The sequence below is a fragment of the Luteibacter sp. PvP120 genome (assembly GCF_054055715.1).
On the sequence record NZ_JBSRXP010000002.1, the window covers coordinates 1 to 16,595 of the forward strand.

At 67.2% G+C, this 16,595-nt stretch carries 14 protein-coding genes; all 14 read right to left on the bottom strand.

All coding sequences use genetic code 11. The annotated features are described in order from the left end of the window. Positions 1–400 precede the first annotated feature (400 nt). The 14 genes from lpxC to rsmH all read right to left on the bottom strand — a co-directional run bounded on the left by lpxC (position 401) and on the right by rsmH (position 16,590). Positions 401–1,312, bottom strand: a complete 912-nt coding sequence (gene lpxC / locus ACVKN3_RS03930) for a UDP-3-O-acyl-N-acetylglucosamine deacetylase (protein ID WP_036137646.1) — start codon at positions 1,310–1,312, stop codon at positions 401–403. A gap of 320 nt (positions 1,313–1,632) precedes the next feature. After that, positions 1,633–2,817 carry a cell division protein FtsZ gene (gene ftsZ, locus ACVKN3_RS03935; RefSeq protein ID WP_036137648.1) on the bottom strand — a complete coding sequence of 395 codons (1,185 nt, stop codon included), beginning with the start codon at positions 2,815–2,817 and terminating at the stop codon, positions 1,633–1,635. A 134-nt stretch (positions 2,818–2,951) separates the two neighbouring features. After that, entirely contained in the window at positions 2,952–4,187 is a 1,236-nt protein-coding gene (gene ftsA / locus ACVKN3_RS03940) for a cell division protein FtsA (RefSeq protein WP_036137650.1), read from the bottom strand. A gap of 8 nt (positions 4,188–4,195) precedes the next feature. Further along, positions 4,196–4,936: a cell division protein FtsQ/DivIB gene (locus tag ACVKN3_RS03945; protein WP_036137653.1), complete on the bottom strand. Its 741-nt coding sequence runs from the start codon at positions 4,934–4,936 to the stop codon at positions 4,196–4,198. Continuing rightward, positions 4,933–5,910, bottom strand: coding sequence for a D-alanine--D-alanine ligase (locus tag ACVKN3_RS03950; protein ID WP_354517436.1), 978 nt, complete (start codon positions 5,908–5,910; stop codon positions 4,933–4,935). Before ACVKN3_RS03950 ends, ACVKN3_RS03945 begins: the two co-directional genes overlap by 4 nt. Next, positions 5,907–7,346: a UDP-N-acetylmuramate--L-alanine ligase gene (gene murC / locus ACVKN3_RS03955; RefSeq protein ID WP_285405318.1), complete on the bottom strand. Its 1,440-nt coding sequence runs from the start codon at positions 7,344–7,346 to the stop codon at positions 5,907–5,909. The genes ACVKN3_RS03950 and murC overlap by 4 nt, the downstream gene beginning before the upstream one ends. Next, positions 7,343–8,446 carry an undecaprenyldiphospho-muramoylpentapeptide beta-N-acetylglucosaminyltransferase gene (gene murG / locus ACVKN3_RS03960; RefSeq protein WP_354517439.1) on the bottom strand — a complete coding sequence of 368 codons (1,104 nt, stop codon included), beginning with the start codon at positions 8,444–8,446 and terminating at the stop codon, positions 7,343–7,345. The genes murC and murG overlap by 4 nt, the downstream gene beginning before the upstream one ends. Continuing rightward, complete coding sequence (ftsW, locus tag ACVKN3_RS03965) at positions 8,443–9,663, bottom strand: putative lipid II flippase FtsW (protein ID WP_036137663.1); 1,221 nt, start codon at positions 9,661–9,663, stop codon at positions 8,443–8,445. The genes murG and ftsW overlap by 4 nt, the downstream gene beginning before the upstream one ends. 6 nt (positions 9,664–9,669) lie before the next feature. Then, complete coding sequence (gene mraY, locus ACVKN3_RS03970) at positions 9,670–10,752, bottom strand: phospho-N-acetylmuramoyl-pentapeptide-transferase (protein WP_036137665.1); 1,083 nt, start codon at positions 10,750–10,752, stop codon at positions 9,670–9,672. Beyond that, positions 10,742–12,106: a UDP-N-acetylmuramoyl-tripeptide--D-alanyl-D-alanine ligase gene (locus ACVKN3_RS03975; protein WP_036137668.1), complete on the bottom strand. Its 1,365-nt coding sequence runs from the start codon at positions 12,104–12,106 to the stop codon at positions 10,742–10,744. The genes mraY and ACVKN3_RS03975 overlap by 11 nt, the downstream gene beginning before the upstream one ends. Beyond that, on the bottom strand, positions 12,103–13,596 hold the full coding sequence (locus tag ACVKN3_RS03980; RefSeq protein WP_354517442.1) for a UDP-N-acetylmuramoyl-L-alanyl-D-glutamate--2,6-diaminopimelate ligase: 1,494 nt from the start codon (positions 13,594–13,596) through the stop codon (positions 12,103–12,105). Before ACVKN3_RS03980 ends, ACVKN3_RS03975 begins: the two co-directional genes overlap by 4 nt. Further along, complete coding sequence (locus ACVKN3_RS03985; protein WP_285405327.1) at positions 13,593–15,401, bottom strand: peptidoglycan D,D-transpeptidase FtsI family protein; 1,809 nt, start codon at positions 15,399–15,401, stop codon at positions 13,593–13,595. Before ACVKN3_RS03985 ends, ACVKN3_RS03980 begins: the two co-directional genes overlap by 4 nt. After that, entirely contained in the window at positions 15,398–15,670 is a 273-nt protein-coding gene (gene ftsL / locus ACVKN3_RS03990; RefSeq protein WP_036137674.1) for a cell division protein FtsL, read from the bottom strand. Before ftsL ends, ACVKN3_RS03985 begins: the two co-directional genes overlap by 4 nt. Continuing rightward, positions 15,667–16,590 carry a 16S rRNA (cytosine(1402)-N(4))-methyltransferase RsmH gene (gene rsmH, locus ACVKN3_RS03995; RefSeq protein WP_285405329.1) on the bottom strand — a complete coding sequence of 308 codons (924 nt, stop codon included), beginning with the start codon at positions 16,588–16,590 and terminating at the stop codon, positions 15,667–15,669. The genes ftsL and rsmH overlap by 4 nt, the downstream gene beginning before the upstream one ends. Positions 16,591–16,595: the final 5 nt, after the last annotated feature.

A 16,595-nucleotide genomic window follows, 5' to 3' on the forward strand; every position in this document is an offset into this window, starting at 1 on the left:
CAGGCGAGGGCTTCGAACGGATAAGGCCCGAAGGGGGCCGGCCAGGACGGCCGGCCATTTTCGCTGAGCCATGGATGGCGAATCGAAAATCCCCGGGCGAAGCCCGACCCGGATGTGGCGCGGGTAGGAGCGCACGATGTGCGCGAATCAGGTACACGGCCGCGCCAGCGGCCTTTCATCCGGGTCGCCGCAGGCGTGGCCCCGGGGGGGGGCTACCCGCCGGCTCTTGCGCCAGAGCACACGGCACACGGCACACGGCACACGGCACACGGCACACGAAAACCTTATCGCGAAAAGATGTCGCGCACATCGTGCGCTCCTACGACGCATGCGCGAACAAACGAAAAACCCGCCTCGGCGGGCGGGTTTTTCGGGTCGCTTGTATGTCGTCGGGCTTCGCTTAAACCGCCTGGGCGGGATGGGCGTAGGAGATCGGCGCCTTGGCCGGGTCCTTGAAGCTGACTTCTTCCCACGCCGCGGCATCGGCCATCAGGCTGCGGAGAAGCTTGTTGTTGAGCTCGTGCCCCGACTTGTGCGCAGAGTACGCGCCGATCAGGCTGTGGCCGAGCATGTAGATGTCGCCGATGGCGTCGAGGATCTTGTGCTTGACGAACTCGTTGTCGTAACGGAGGCCGTCTTCGTTCAACACACGGTAGTCGTCGAGAACTACGGCGTTGTCCATCGAACCGCCCAGCGTGAGGTTGCGCTCACGGAGCATTTCGATGTCACGCATGAAGCCGAACGTGCGGGCGCGGCTGACTTCCTTGACGAACGAGGTCGTCGAGAAATCCATCTCGGCCTGCGAGTTGCGCTTGTTGAACAGCGGGTGGTCGAACTCGACCGAGAAGCCGACCTTGAAACCGTCGAACGGCTCCAGCTTGGCCCACTTGTCGCCGTCCTTCACGATCACCGGCTTCTTGATGCGGATGAAACGCTTGGCCGCGTCCTGTTCCTCGATACCAGCGGACTGGATGAGGAAAACAAACGGGCCGGCGCTGCCGTCCATGATCGGCACTTCCGGTGCCGACAGGTCGACATATGCGTTGTCGATGCCCAGGCCGGCCATCGCGGAGAGCAGGTGCTCGACCGTCGAGACGCGAACCTCGCCCTGGATCAGCGTCGTTGAAAGACGCGTGTCACCGACGTTTTCCGGGCGGGACTTGAGCTCGACCGGGGGATTCAGGTCGGTGCGGCGGAACACGATACCCGTGTTCGGCGCGGCCGGACGAAGCGTCATATACACCTTGTCGCCGGTATGGAGACCGACGCCCGTGGCGCGAATGATGTTCTTGAGCGTGCGCTGCTTGATCATGTTGGGTCGAACCTTGTTGGCAGCAGCCTAAAGTAGCGGTCATGCTAACACAGTCTTAACCTGTGAATAAACAAACCAGACGGTACAGTCCAGTGTCGCTTCACTGTTCCTTCAGCATGAAGGACAGGCGATTCTCACCGCCCGTGCGACTGAATAGTTCGTCCTCTCAATCATTTACAAGCTGCTGAAATACGGTCCGCTTTCCGTCGGCGAAGCGGGGACGCTCCGCCGCCCGGACGGGACGGCGGCGGAGCGTCGGTCAACCCGGCGTCGTGCCGGGTCGTCCTCACGTTGTCCTTAACGTGCCTTGGGGTGGTGCGTCAGTCGGCCTGGCGACGCAGGAAAGCCGGGATGTCGAGGTAATCGATCGCCGGCTCGGCGTTCTTCGAGGGGGCCGGCTCCGAACGCACCGACGGCACGGCATCCGACTGCGCGTAGTCGACCACTTCGTTGCCGGTACCCGTGCGCAGCACCACCGGACGCGGACGCTGGCGCATCTCGACCTGCTGCTGCACCGGCTGGCGAACCGGCTGCTTGGCCGTGGCGCCGACGCGGTTGAGGCCGGTGGCGACCACCGTGACACGGACGTCGTCCTGCATTTCCGGGTCCAGCGAGGTGCCGATCACCACGGTCGCGTCTTCCGAGGCGAAGTCGTGGATCACGCGACCGATCTCGTCGAACTCGCGCATGGTCAGGTTCGGACCGGCAGTGACGTTGACCAGGATGCCGCAGGCACCGGCCAGGTTGACGTCCTCGAGCAGCGGGTTGTTGATCGCGGCCTCGGCGGCGGCCTGGGCGCGGTCGTCGCCGCGGGCCGTGCCGGAGCCCATCATCGCCATGCCCATCTCGCTCATGACCGTGCGCACGTCGGCGAAGTCGACGTTGATCAGGCCCGGGGCCGTGATCAGGTCGGCAATGCCCTGCACGGCGCCCTGGAGCACGTCGTTGGCGGCCTTGAACGCGTTGAGCAGGGTGACTTCACGACCCAGCACCGAGAGCAGCTTCTCGTTCGGCACGGTGATCAGCGAGTCGACGTGCTGGGAGAGGTCCTCGATACCCTTGAGGGCCACCTGCATGCGACGACGGCCCTCGAACGGGAACGGCTTGGTCACGACCGCGACGGTCAGGATGCCCTTTTCCTTGGCCAGCTGCGCAACGACCGGCGCAGCGCCCGTGCCGGTGCCGCCGCCCATGCCGGCGGTGATGAAGACCATGTCCGCGCCTTCGAGCATTTCCTCGATGCGCTCGCGGTCCTCCAGCGCGGCCTGGCGGCCGACTTCCGGATTGGCGCCCGCGCCCAGGCCCTTGGTGACGTTGCCACCCAGCTGGAGGTGTGTGCGCGAGGCGCAGCTCTTCATCGCCTGAGCGTCGGTGTTGGCGACGACGAACTCGACGCCTTCGATATTGGAATTGACCATGTGGGCCACGGCGTTACCGCCACCACCACCCACGCCGATGACCTTGATGACCGCATTCGGTGCCAGCTTTTCGATGAGTTCAAACATTTCCCGTCCTCCGCAGAACTTTTAGTTTTTTTGGTTTATGTCCCTTGCCCGACTCCTGTCGGCCATGGGTTGCGGGCCATCCTGCTGCCCCGGCGCCCCCCTTCCATCGGGCACCGACTAATTCGATACGACGCTCAGAAATTCTTGGTGAACCAGCTTCGGAACTTCTCGACCATGCTGCCGACATTGCCGGCGGCGGAATGCGTGTGGCGAGCGGCACCCGTGGAGCGCGACCCGTGCAACAGCAGGCCGACGCCCGTGGAATGCAGCTCCGTGGAGACCACGTCGCCCAGGCCCGACACATGCTGGGGCACGCCGACGCGCACCATCTTGTGGAAGATTTCCTCGGCAAGCTCGAGTGCGCCTTCCATCCGCGACGCGCCACCGGTCAGCACGATGCCGGCGGCGACGAGGCTTTCGTAACCCGAGCGGCGCAGTTCGTCCTGCACCATCTCGAAGATTTCCTCGTAGCGGGCCTGCACCGACTGGGCCAATGCCTGTCGTGCGAGGCGCCGCGGCGGGCGATCGCCGACGCTGGGGACCTGGATGGTTTCTTCCGCATGCGCCAGCTGCGCAAGCGCGCACGCGTATTTGATCTTGATCTCTTCCGCGTGAGCGGTGGGTGTGTGCACACCGTAGGCGATGTCGTTGGTCACCTGGTCGCCGCCGACCGGCAGCGACTTGGTGTAACGAATCGCGCCCTGCGTATAGATGGCGATATCGGTGGTACCCGCGCCGATGTCGACAAGGCACACGCCGAGTTCGAGCTCGTCCTCGGTCAGCACCGCTTTCGCGCTGGCCACCGCGGCCGGCACCAGCTCGTCGACCGACAACCCGCAACGCTGGATGCACTTGGAGATGTTCTGCACTGCGCTGGCCGCACCCGTGACCAGGTGCACGCTGGCTTCCAGGCGCACGCCGCTCATGCCGACCGGATGGCGGATGCCGTCCTGTCCGTCGATACGGTATTCCTGCGATTCCTTGTAGAGCACCTTGCGGTCGGCAGGGATCGCTACCGCGCTGGCGGCTTCCAGCACCTGCTCCAGGTCCGCGGCCATGACCTCGCGGTCGCGAATGGCCGCGGTACCGTGCGAGTTGCGCGTTTCCAGGTGGCTGCCCGAGATGGAAGCGTAGACCGAGCGGATGTCGCAGCCGGCCATCAGCTCGGCCTCTTCCACCGCACGCTGGATGGAATGCACCGTCGACTCGATATCCACCACCGAGCCGCGCTTCATGCCACGTGACACGTGCGTGCCGATGCCGATCACTTCGATCGGTTCGCCCGGCTCGTATTCGCCGACGATCGCGACGACCTTCGACGTTCCGATGTCGAGGCCGACGACGAGCTGTTTGTCGTTCTTGTTTCTCATGATCCTGCTCAACTTCCGACCTTGGGTGTGGCCGTGGTTTCCGGCTGCGGCCACCGGATGGCGAATCCGTTGGTGTAACGAAGGTCGGCGTAGGCGAAACCGCCGTGCCGACCGGCGACGAGTTGGGGGTAGACATCGAGGAACCGCGCCAGGCGACGGTCGGCCTGCTCGCGATCGCCGATCACGATTTCCGCGCCACTTTCCGCGGTGACGCTCCAGCTGCCACGCTCGCTGAGGCTGACGCCGACGATCGACAGGCCGGTGCGGCCTTCGAACGATTTCTGCGCCTGCGCGTAGAAGCTCACCACCTCGGCCAGTCGCGAATCCGGTCCGCGCAGGCGCGGCAGGTCGCCCATCTGGTCGGCGCCCGGTGCATCGAAAACCAGACCCTGCCGGCTGATCAGGCGATCCTCGTTCCAGCGCGCGAACGGCTGCCGTTCGTAGATGCGGACCAGCAGGGTATCCGGCCAGCGCTTGCGCACTTCCACCGACTCCACCCACGGCAGGCTGCCGATAGAGTGGCGCACGGCTTCCAGATCGGTGGCGAAGAAGCCCTTGCCGAGGCTCGGCAGCACGGCGCTGCGGATCTGCTCCGCACTGACATGGGCGAACTCCGCCTCCACCTTCAGCTGCGTGACGGGCCAGCGGCCGGCGGCGAACCAGCCCTGCATGACGCCGACCACGGGCAGCACCACCAACGTGATGGCGATGCCCCAGGCAACCAGACGCGTGGCGGCTGAACCCCTCATGCGCGGGCAGCCTCCCGTTCCATCGAGGTTTCCAGCACGCGCCAGCAAAGTTCCGCATAGCTCAGCCCGGCGACGGCGGCCGCCTTGGGCACCAGCGAATGCGAGGTCATGCCCGGCGCGGTGTTCACCTCGAGCAGCCAGTTCTTGCCATGGCGGTCGCGCATCACATCGACGCGGCCCCAGCCGAAGCAGTCGAGCGCGTCGAAGGCGCGCAGCGCCAGTGCGCGCATGGCGTCTTCCGCCTCGCCCGACAGGCCCGGCACGATGTACTGCGTGTCTTCGGCCACGTACTTGGCGTTGTAGTCGTAGTACTCGCCCTTGGGCACGATCTTGATCGTGGGCAGCACTTCGCGACCCAGGATACCGACGGTGAACTCCCCACCTTCGCTGCCGTCGCCCTCGATCAGCGTTTCCATCAGCATGTCGCCCGGATAACGGCGGGCCAGCTCGACGGCGGCGTCGAGGCCGGCTTCGTCGAACACGCGCGTGATGCCCACGCTGGAGCCTTCCCAGGCCGGCTTCACGATCAGCGGAAAACCGACCTCGCGGGCCGCGGCATGCACGTCCGCGCCACGTGGCAACGCCTTGAATTTCGGCGTGGGCAGGCCGAGTGCGATCCACACCTGCTTGGCGCGCACCTTGTCCAGCGACAGCGCCGAACCGAGTACGCCGGAACCGGTATAAGGCACGCCGAGCGACTGCAAGGCACCCTGCAGCTCGCCGTTCTCGCCGCCTGCGCCGTGCAGGATGTTGAACACACGGGCGAAATGACCGGCGCGTACCGCATCCAGCAAAGCGGGAATGCCATCGATGGGATGCGCGTCGACGCCGAGCGAACGCAGCGCCTCGAGGACGCCACGGCCGGAGTCGAGCGACACCTCGCGCTCGGCGGAGTTGCCACCCAGCACGACGGCCACGCGACCAAAACCGGCGGCGTCGTTCACGATGCGGGGGAAGCGGTCGGAGCGGTTCACGGAGAGGTCCTCAGGTGGCCGACACCGGCCAGGTCGATGGCCGCCGCGCCGATGTCGCCGGCGCCGAGCAGCATGATCAGGTCGCCGTCGCGCGCGAGCGCCGACAGCGTGTCGCGCAGGTCGCGCGGATGGTCGACCAGCACCGGGTCGGTCTTGCCGCGGGCACGGATCGCACGGGCCAGTGCCTTGCCGTCGGCGCCCGGAATGGGCGACTCGCCTGCCGGGTACACCTCGGTCAGCACCAGCACGTCGACCTCGGCCAGCACGTTGGCGAAATCGTCGAGCAGGTCACGCGTACGGCTGTAGCGGTGTGGCTGGAAGGCCACGACCAGGCGGCGATCGGCCCAGCCGCCGCGCGCGGCGGCGAACACCGCGGCCAGCTCGCGCGGATGGTGACCGTAATCGTCCACGAGCAAGGCGCTGCCGCTGTCCAACGCGATCTCGCCGCGCCGGTGGAAGCGACGGCCCACGCCTTCGAAGCGTGCCAGCGCGTGCGCGATCGCTTCTGCCTCGACGCCGAGCTGCCAGCCGACGGCGGCCGCGGCCAGCGCGTTCTGCACATTATGCCGGCCAGGCAGGTTGAGGGTCACCGGCAGCGTACCGTCCATACCCGGCAGGTGCAGATCGAAGTGCATCTCGAAGCCGACCTGGCGGACGTGGGTGGCCGTGACGTCTGCGCTGGCGTTCTCCACGCCGTAGGTCATCACGCGACGCGAGGTGTCCTGGGCCAGCTTCGCGGTTTCCTCGTCGTCGATGCACAGCACCGCCATGCCGTAGAACGGCAGGCGATGCAGGAAATCGCTGAAAGCCTTCTTCACCAGCGCGAAATCGCCCTGGTAGTTTTCGAGGTGGTCGGCATCGATGTTGGTGACCACCGCCATGACCGGCGACAGCATCAGGAATGAACCGTCCGACTCGTCCGCTTCGGCCACGAGGTACTGGCCCGTGCCCAGGCGCGCATTGGCACCGGCGGCATTGAGCTGACCACCGATCACGAAGGTCGGATCGTAGTCGGCCTCGGCCAGCACGCTGGCGACCAGGCTGGTGGTGGTGGTCTTGCCGTGCGTGCCCGCGATGGCGATGCCACGACGGAAACGCATCAGCTCGCCGAGCATTTCCGCACGCGGCACCACGGGGATGCGCGCGGCGAGCGCGGCGACCAGTTCGGGATTGTCCTGGCGGATGGCACTGGAGGTGACGACCACGTCCACGCCGTCAATGTTGGCCGCTTCGTGACCGATGCAGACCGTGACACCGAGTCCGGCCAGGCGCGCGGTGGTGGCCGAAGGCGCGCGATCGGAGCCGGACACGCTGTAACCGAGGTTGGACAGCACCTCGGCGATGCCGCTCATGCCGACGCCGCCTACGCCGATGAAGTGGACACGGCGGAACGAGGTCATGAAATCGTCGTGGGCGCGCAAACGACCGGGCGTCATGCGGAAACCTCCATGCAATGACGGGCAATCGTGGATGCGGCGTCGGGCTTGGCCAGCGTGCGGGACGCGATGGCCGCGGAAAGGATCTGCCGGCGATCGGCCAGCATGTCGGACAGCAGGTGGGCGAGCATGTCGCGCGCATCGCTCTGTGCAAGGGTGGCGTCCGCCACCAGCCGCGCACCGCCGGCATCGACCATCGCCCGCGCATTGGCGGTCTGGTGATCGTCCACGGCATGCGGGAAAGGCACCAGCAGCGCTTCGAGGCCGGCGGCGCAGAGTTCGGCCACGGTCAGTGCGCCGGCCCGGCAGACGACGATGTCGGCCCACTCGTAGGCACCGGCCATGTCGTCGATGAAGGCGACGATGTTGGCCGCGATACCAGCCTCGGCATAGGCAGCACGGGCGTCTTCGAGGCCGCGCTCACCGGTCTGGTGCACTACTTCCGGCTCCAGCCGGTCGCCCTGCCCGTTGTCGGCCATCCGGCGAAGCTCAGCGAGCGCCGCGGGCACGGCCATGTTCAACGTGCGCGCACCGAGGCTGCCGCCCAGCACGAGCAGGCGCGGACGGCCCGTGCGACCGGTCATGCGCAGCTCGGGCGGCGACAACGCCGCGATGCGTGAACGCACCGGGTTGCCGACCCACTCGCCGTTGGGCAGTACGTTCGGAAAGCCGGTCAACACCTTGCGCGCAAAGCCCGCAAGCTTGCGATTGGTGAAACCGGCCACGGCGTTCTGCTCGTGCACCACCAGCGGGATGCCCGCGAGGCGCGCGGCCACGCCGGCCGGGCCGGCCACGTAGCCGCCCATCGACAGCACGCAGGCCGGACGCAGGCGACGCAGCAGCGCGAGCGATGCCAGCAACGCGCGAACCAGCATCACCGGCGCCATGAGGCGCGTCTTCAGGCCCTTGCCGCGCAAGCCGCCGACGGCGATGGTGTGCAGGTCCAGGCCGTGCGCGGGCACCACGCGGGTTTCCATGCCGCCTTCGGCACCCAGCCAGGCCACGGGCACGCCGCGCGAACGCAGTTCGTCGGCCACGGCCAGGCCGGGGAAGATGTGGCCGCCGGTACCGCCGGCCATGATCAGCACCGGGCGCGTCATGCCGCACCCCCGAATGCCGCTGAATCCGGCACGGCGTTGGCCGGCAGGCGCACGGCGGTCTGTCGCGCGTCTTCCGCGCGATTGATCTCGAAGGTGGCGCGCAGCAGCACGCCGACCATGGCGCAGGTCATCAGCACCGACGAGCCGCCGGAGCTGATCAGCGGCAGGGTCAGACCCTTGGTCGGCAGCACGCCCAGGTTCACGCCGATGGACACCATGGCCTGGAAGCCCAGCATCAGCGAGATGCCGTAGGCCACGTAACCGGAGAAGCGCTGGCCGAGCTCGACGCCCTTGAGGCCCATATACAGGCCGCGGCCCACCAACACGATATAGAGGAAGATCACCGTGACGATGCCGGCCAGGCCGAGTTCTTCGGCCAGCACGGCAAGGATGAAGTCGGTGTGCGCCTCGGGCAGGTAGAACAGCTTCTGCACGCTTGAACCCAGGCCCACGCCAGTCCATTCGCCACGGCCCACGGCGATCAGTGCCTGGGTCAACTGGAAACCGTCGTTGAACGGATCCTTCCACGGATCGAGGAAGGACGTCAGGCGCTTGATGCGGTAATCCTCGGCGGTGGCCGCGTAGATCAGCGCCGGCACCAGCGGCGTCGCCAGCACCAGCAGGTTGCGCATGCGCGCGCCGGCCAGCCATACCATGCCCACCGTGGTGGCAACCACGAGCGCGGCCGAACCGAAGTCGGGCTGGGCCAGCAGCAGCAGCACGATCAGGCCCGCCACGCCTACCGGCTTGACCACGCCGAAGAGGTCGTATTCGACACCTTCGCGATGACGGACCAGATAGCTGGACAGGTAGCCGACCAGGATCAGCTTCACCGCTTCCACGGGCTGGAAGCTGGTCACCAGCAGGTTCACCCAGCGGCGCGCGCCGTTGATGCGCATGCCGAACACGGGCAGGAACACCATCAGCAGCATGATGACGCCGAACAGCAGCAGCAGGAAGCTGTGCTTTTCCAGCACCTTCAGTTCCGTGCGCATGGCGGCCGCGGCCAGGCAGCCGCCCAGCACGAGGAACACGAGGTGGCGCTTGAGGTAGTAGAAGGCACCCTGGTGCGAGCCGTCTGCCACCGCGATCGAGCTGGACGTGACCATGATCACGCCCAGCGTCGCCAGGGCGAGCGCGGCCAGGAGCAACGGGAGATCGAAGCTCCCGCGGGGGCCCTGACGGCGTTTGGCCTGTTTGTTTCCGAAGCCGAACATGATCGCTTAGCGCACCTTCAACGTGGCGAGACCGATGAGCACCAGCACGACGCTGATGATCCAGAAACGGACGATGACCCGCGGCTCGGGCCAGCCCTTCAATTCGAAATGATGGTGGATCGGTGCCATGCGGAAGATGCGCTTGCCGCGCAGCTTGAAGCTGCCGACCTGGAGCATCACCGAGGCGGTTTCCATGACGAACACGCCCCCCATCACCAGCAGCACGATTTCCTGGCGCACGATCAGCGCCACGCAGCCGAGCGCCGCGCCGATGGCCAGTGCGCCCACGTCGCCCATGAACACCTGCGCGGGGTAGGTGTTGAACCAGAGGAAGCCAAGGCCGGCTCCGGAAAGGGCGCTGCAGAAGATGGCCAGCTCACCGGCACCCGGTATGGCGGGAATGCCGAGGTATTCGGAGAACAGCTTGTTGCCGGCGAGATAGGCGAAGATGCCCAGCGCACCGGACACCAGCACGCTCGGCATGATGGCCAGGCCGTCCAGGCCATCGGTGAGGTTCACCGCGTTGGAGAACCCGACGATGATGAAATAGCCCACTACGATGAACAGCAGGCCGAGCGGGATCGCCACCTGCTTGAACAGCGGCACGTACAGGGCGGTCTCCGCCGGCAACTGGTGGGTCTGGTAGAGGAACACCGCGGCACCCAGGCCGAACACCGACTGCCAGAAGTATTTCCAGCGGCTGGCCAGCCCGCGGCTGTCCTTCAGCACCAGCTTGCGGTAGTCGTCGTAGAAACCGATCACGCCGAACAGCAGCGTCACGGCGAGCACCACCCACACGTAGCGATTGGACAGGTCGGCCCACAGCAGCGTGGCGATGCCCACGGCGAACAGGATCAGCAGGCCGCCCATGGTCGGCGTGCCGGCCTTGGAAAGGTGCGTCTGCGGACCGTCACTGCGCACCACCTGCCCCGCCTTCAGCGCGGCCAGCTTGCGGATCAGCAACGGACCCAGCAGCAGCGAGACCGACAGCGCCGTGAGCGCGGCCATGATCGCGCGAAAGGTGATGTACTGGAAAAGATGTACGGACGTGAAGTGCCGAGCCATCCATTCCGCCAGTTCAAGCAGCATCGGAGGCTCCTTCAGCGTATTTCTTCATCGCCGCCACGACCCGGTCCATGCCGGAGGAACGTGACCCCTTCACGAGGCAGGTAACGCCCTCGTGGACCTGCACGCAGGCCGCTTCGATCAGCGCCTCCTGCGTTGCGAAATGCTGTGCGCCCGCACCGAACGCCTCGACGGCCGCCGCGCTCTTGGCACCCGTGGCGAGCAGGCGTTCGATGCCGCGGCGGTGCGCGAGATCGCCGATGCCGGCGTGCAGCGCCAGCGCATCCGGGCCCAGCTCGGCCATGTCGCCGAGCACCAGCCAGCGCTCGCCCTGGGCCAGCGCCAGCGTGTCGATCGCGGCGGCGGCGGAACCGGGGTTGGCGTTGTAGCTGTCGTCGATGAGCGTCCAGCCACCGGCCATCGGTTCACGCTGGAGGCGTCCGGCCACGGGCGGAACCTGCTCCAGGCCCTCGACGATGCGCGCCACCGGCACGTCCAGCGCGATGGCGATCGCCGCGGCGGCCAGCGCATTGGCCACATTGTGCCGACCGGGCAGCGGGAGGTGGACATCGCCGTCACCGTGCGGCGTGGACAGCACGAAATGGGTGCCGTCGATGCGTTCCTCGACGATATCCGCGCCGATGTCCGCACGATGGTTCAGCGCGTAACGCAGCACCCGGCGCGCTCCGGCCAGGTTGGTGAACAACCCACCGAAGCGCTCGTCGTCCGCGTTGATGATCGCCACGCCATCGGCCGACAGCATCTGGTAAAGCGCGCCCTTGGTCTCGGCCACGCCTTCCAGCGTGCCCATCCGCTCCAGATGCGCGGGTGCGATGGAGGTCACCAGGCCGATATCCGGGCGCGCGATGGCGGCCAGGTACTCGATGTCGCCCGGCTTGCCGGCGCCCATCTCCAGCACCGCGTACTGGGTGCCTTCGGGCATCGCCAGCAAGGTCAGCGGCATGCCGATCTCGTTGTTGAAGTTGCCGGCGTTGACGTGCGTGCGGCCGTGGCGCGAGAGGATCGATGCCGTGAGCGTCTTCACCGTGGTCTTGCCGTTGGAACCAGTGATGCCGACGACACGGACATGGCTGTTGGCACGCGCGGCGCTGGCCAGATCGCCCAGGGCGGCCTGGGTGTCGTCGACGATCACCTGGGGGATCGACGCGTCGACCGGACGGGTGACCAGCGCGGCGACGGCACCGCGCGCCGCTGCGGCGGCCACGAAGTCATGCGCATCCACACGCTCGCCGGGCAGCGCCACGAACAGGTCGCCGGCCTTCAGCGTACGGGTATCGATCGAGAAGCCGCTCACCTCGACATCGGCGCCATGCAGGCGGCCGCGGGTCCAGAGGGCGACGGCGGACAGGCGCATCATGCGCGGGCTCCTTTCTTGCCGGATTCCATCGCCTCGCGGGCGACGGCGAAGTCGTCGAACGGCCGCTTGCCGTCCGGGCCTTCCTGATAGGTTTCGTGACCCTTGCCGGCGATGAGCACGACGTCGTCGGCCTTTGCATCGGCCAGGGCCAGGGCGATAGCCTGGGCGCGGTCGCGCTCCACCATCGCGGTGTCGGGATGGGCGAAGCCGGCCACGATCTGGGCGACGATGGCGTCGCCGTCTTCGGTGCGCGGGTTGTCGTCGGTGACGATCACCACATCGGCCAGGCGCTCGGCAATGGCGGCCATGAGCGGGCGCTTGCCCTGGTCGCGGTCGCCGCCGGCGCCGAACACGCAGATCAGCTTGCCCTTGGTATGCGAACGCAACGCCAGCAGCGCCTGCTTGAGGGCATCGGGCGTGTGCGAGTAATCCACGACCACCAGCGGCTTGCGCCCGTCGCCGCCGAGACGGCTCATGCGTCCGTTCACCGGCTGCAGGGATTCCAGCGCGGCGTGGATACGCTCGAACGGCTCGCCCAGCGCGCCGAGCACGGCGGCGACGGCGAGCAGGTTGGCCACGTTGAACCGGCCCAGCAGACCACTGCGCACCGTACGCATGCCCCACGGGGTGTCCAGGTTGAACGACAGGCCCTTGGCCGAGGTGACCACGATGTCCGCGCGTACCTCGGCATCCTTCGCAGTGCTGTCGGTGGCCATGGACGTGCGCAGCCGGACCACGCCTTCCGGCAGGCCCTTGGCCAGCTTCGCGCCGAACGGATCGTCGATGTTGACCACCGCGGCGGCCAGGCCCGGGAACGCGAACAGGCGGGCCTTCGCCGCGCCATACGCTTCCATCGTGCCGTGGTAATCCAGGTGGTCGCGGGTGAGGTTGGTGAACACGGCGATGTCGAACGCCACGGCGTTGACACGGCCCTGCTCCAGCGCATGCGAGGAGACTTCCATCGCCACGTGCGTGGCACCGGCATCGCGGAATTCGGCCAGGCGGGCCTGCATGCTGATGGCGTCCGGCGTGGTCCGCTCGCCCTCGGCGATCGCACCGTGCAGGCCCGCGCCGAGCGTGCCGATGGTGGCCGGCTTGCGACCGAGGAACGCCAGCGCCTGCGCGATCAGCTGTACCGTGGAGGTCTTGCCGTTGGTGCCGGTCACGCCGACCACGTCGAGCGCGGCCGACGGATCACCATGGAAGCGGGCGGCGAGCGCACCGGCCTTCTCACGCAGACCATCGATGGCGATCACCGGCACGCCGGGCTCCACCGCGGCAAACGGCGGCTCGGCCAGCACCACGGCGGCGCCCTGCGCCACGGCCGTCGCGGCGAAGTCGATGCCATGGCCCTTGCCGCCGCGCAGGGCGACGAAGGCCTGGCCGGCCGTCACCTCGCGCGAATCCAGCGAGAGACCGGACACGACGATATCGCCGGCGCCCGGGGCGTCGGCGATATCGCGGAGCAGGTCGGTAAGGGCGAGGGTCACGGCACCACCTCTTCCGCCGCGCTGTCGTCCGCCTGCGGCGGCGGCGCGTTGGCCGTGCCGATCAGGCCGCCCTGGCTGGGACCGCCGACATACCAGCGACCCACGTTGTCCGGCGGGATATCGAGCAGGCGCACGGCGCCTTCCATCACCTGCGCGAACGCGGGACCGGCTACCGAACCGCCGTAGTAATGGCCGCCCTGCGGATCGTTGATGACCACCACGGTGACCAGGCGCGGGTTGCTCGCCGGAATCATGCCGACGAAGAGCGAGATGTAGTTCTTCGCGAAATATCCGCCCACGGAGAACTTGTGCGAGGTACCGGTCTTGCCGGCCACGCTGTAGTTGGCGACGGAAGCGAAACCGTAGCCGGTGCCGCCCGGCTGCAGCACGGTTTCCAGCATGCGGACCAGTTCGTGCGCCACCTCGGGGGTGATCACCTGGTTGGGCGGGTTGTCCGCACCCTTGATGAAGCTGGGCGCGCGCAGCGCACCGCCGTTGGCGATCGCCGCGTAGCCGGTGGCCAGCTGCAGCGGCGTCACGCTCAGGTTGTAGCCGTAGGCCATGCGCGATTTTTCGATCGGCTTCCAGGTGCGGCTGACAGGCAGGTAACCCGCCGCTTCACCGGGAAATCCGCTGCCCGTGCTGTTGCCGATGCCGAACGACTTCCACATGGAGTAGAGGAAATCGGTGTCGAGCGTCATCGCGATCTTGGCGGCGCCGACGTTGGACGATTTGGTGATGACGCCGGTGGGCGTGAGCGTGCCCCAGTTGTGCGTGTCGCGCACGGGGTGTCCGCCCATCATCCAGGTGCCCGGCGAGGTTTCGATCATGGGCGAGGTGGGCGTGTACTTGCCGCTGGTGAGCGCGGCGGCCATGGTGAAGGCCTTCATCGTCGAGCCCGGCTCGACCACGTCGGTGACCGCGCGGTTGCGGCGGTCGCCCGGGGAGCTGCCGCGCACGGCATTGGGATTGAACGACGGCAGGTTGGCCATGCCCAGCACTTCGCCGGTATGGACGTCCATCACCACGATGGAGCCGGAGTCGGCCTTGTTCTTGTCCAGCGCATCCTTCAACGCGCTATACGCCAGGTACTGGATGCGGCGGTCGATGGACAACGTGATGTCGCGACCCGGCTGCGGCTCGCGCACCAGCTCGACGTCTTCCACCACATGACCCATGCGATCGCGGATGACCCGCTTGGCGCCGGGCTTGCCCGACAGCCATTCGTCGAAGGCCAGTTCCAGGCCTTCCTGGCCGTGGTCGTCGATGTTGGTGAAGCCGAGGATGTGGCTGTTCACCGCGCCCGACGGGTAGTAACGACGGTATTCGCGCTGCGACGAAATGCCGGGGATCTTCAGGTCGACGATCGCCTGCGCGTCTTCCGGACGCAGCTGGCGGGCGATGTACATGAATTCCTTGTCCGCACGCTGTTCGATCTTCTGCTTCAGGTCGTCGGCGTCGACGTGCAGCGCCTTGGCCAGCTCGGGAATGCGGTCGGCGTTCTCCAGCACTTCCGGCGGATTGGCCCAGATCGAGGCGACCGGCGTGGACACGGCCAGCGGCTCGCCGTTGCGATCAAAGATGGTGCCGCGCGACACGGCGATGGGCATCTCGCGCAGGAAGCGCGCATCGCCCTGGTCCTGGTAGAACTGCTTGCGGACCACCTGAAGGTCGAACGCGCGCACCACCAGGCCGGACGCGGCCACGCACAACAGCGCGACGATCACGGTCATGCGCTTGCGCGGGCTGGGGCCCTGGCCGCGACGGCGGCTGGGCACGACGGGCTTGCCGTAGCGGGCCTTCATCGACGCACCAGCTGGATGTCCTGCGGCTTCGGCGTGAACATGCCGAGCTTGCCGCGCGCGTCGGCATCGATGCGGCTGGGCTCGGCGTAGGTGGCCTGCTCCAGTTCGAGGCGACCGTACTCCACGCCCAGGTCGTCCTTCTGGCTTTGCAGCCGCGACAGTTCGACGAACAGCACGCGGCTTTCGTGGCGCGTCCACACCACCCCGATAGCGCTGGCGATGACCGCCAGCAGCAGGAGGGAGAGGCAGATGGCGCCGAAGACCTTCATGCAAGCTTCTCCGCGACGCGCAGCACGGCGGAACGCGAACGCGGGTTCGCGGCCACTTCGGCGTCGGAGGGAAAAATCGCCTTGCCGACCGACTTCAGCCGGGCCAGCTTCGCTTCGGTCGGCGGGCCGCGACGGCTGCCCTGCACACGGCCTTCGTGCGAGCGAATGAACTGCTTCACCGTGCGATCTTCCAGCGAATGGAAGCTGATCACGGCGAGGCGACCACCGATGGTGAGCAGTTCGAGGGCAGCCTCCAGGCCACGCTCGACGGAATCCAGTTCGGCGTTGACCCGGATGCGCAGGGCCTGGAACGTGCGCGTGGCGGGATTCTTCCCCGGCTCGCGGCGACCGACGCAACCGGCGACCAGTTCGGCCAGTTCCGCAGTGCGCGTGATGGGCGCGGTGGCACGGCGCTCGACGATCACCTTGGCGATACGGCGGCTGAAGCGCTCCTCGCCGAAGCGCCAGAGCACGTCGGCGATATCGAATTCCGAGGCCTCGGCGAGGAAGTCGGCGGCGCTGATACCGCGCGTGGTATCCATGCGCATGTCCAGCGGCGCGTCGGCCATGAAGCTGAAGCCGCGGCTGCGATCGTCCAGCTGCGGCGAGGACACGCCAAGATCGAGCAGGATGCCGTCGAGGCCTTCCGCCAGCTCTGGCCATTCGCCCATGGTGGCGAAGTTGTCGTGGCGCAGCGCGACGCGCGGGTCGGTAGCCAGGCCGGCTTCGGCCACGGCGATAGCCGACGGGTCACGATCCATCAGGAACAGACGGCCCTCGGCGGAGAGACGGGCAAGGATCGCCGAGGCATGGCCCCCGCGACCGAACGTCCCATCCAGATAGCGTCCGTTCCCGCGCAAGGCGAGGCCCTCCACCGCTTCGTCGAGCATCACCGGGATGTGCACATCGCGCCCCGCCATCGCCA

What these genes read in the sequence shown, in the direction of transcription:
- lpxC (WP_036137646.1), bottom strand. Translation starts at nt 1,312, where the DNA reads ATGATCAAGCAGCGCACGCTCAAGAACATCATTCGCGCCACGGGCGTC.
- ftsZ (WP_036137648.1), bottom strand. Translation starts at nt 2,817, where the DNA reads ATGTTTGAACTCATCGAAAAGCTGGCACCGAATGCGGTCATCAAGGTC.
- ftsA (WP_036137650.1), bottom strand. Translation starts at nt 4,187, where the DNA reads ATGAGAAACAAGAACGACAAACAGCTCGTCGTCGGCCTCGACATCGGA.
- ACVKN3_RS03945 (WP_036137653.1), bottom strand. Translation starts at nt 4,936, where the DNA reads ATGAGGGGTTCAGCCGCCACGCGTCTGGTTGCCTGGGGCATCGCCATC.
- murC (WP_285405318.1), bottom strand. Translation starts at nt 7,346, where the DNA reads ATGACGCCCGGTCGTTTGCGCGCCCACGACGATTTCATGACCTCGTTC.
- murG (WP_354517439.1), bottom strand. Translation starts at nt 8,446, where the DNA reads ATGACGCGCCCGGTGCTGATCATGGCCGGCGGTACCGGCGGCCACATC.
- ftsW (WP_036137663.1), bottom strand. Translation starts at nt 9,663, where the DNA reads ATGTTCGGCTTCGGAAACAAACAGGCCAAACGCCGTCAGGGCCCCCGC.
- mraY (WP_036137665.1), bottom strand. Translation starts at nt 10,752, where the DNA reads ATGCTGCTTGAACTGGCGGAATGGATGGCTCGGCACTTCACGTCCGTA.
- ACVKN3_RS03975 (WP_036137668.1), bottom strand. Translation starts at nt 12,106, where the DNA reads ATGATGCGCCTGTCCGCCGTCGCCCTCTGGACCCGCGGCCGCCTGCAT.
- ACVKN3_RS03985 (WP_285405327.1), bottom strand. Translation starts at nt 15,401, where the DNA reads ATGAAGGCCCGCTACGGCAAGCCCGTCGTGCCCAGCCGCCGTCGCGGC.
- ftsL (WP_036137674.1), bottom strand. Translation starts at nt 15,670, where the DNA reads ATGAAGGTCTTCGGCGCCATCTGCCTCTCCCTCCTGCTGCTGGCGGTC.
- rsmH (WP_285405329.1), bottom strand. Translation starts at nt 16,590, where the DNA reads ATGGCGGGGCGCGATGTGCACATCCCGGTGATGCTCGACGAAGCGGTG.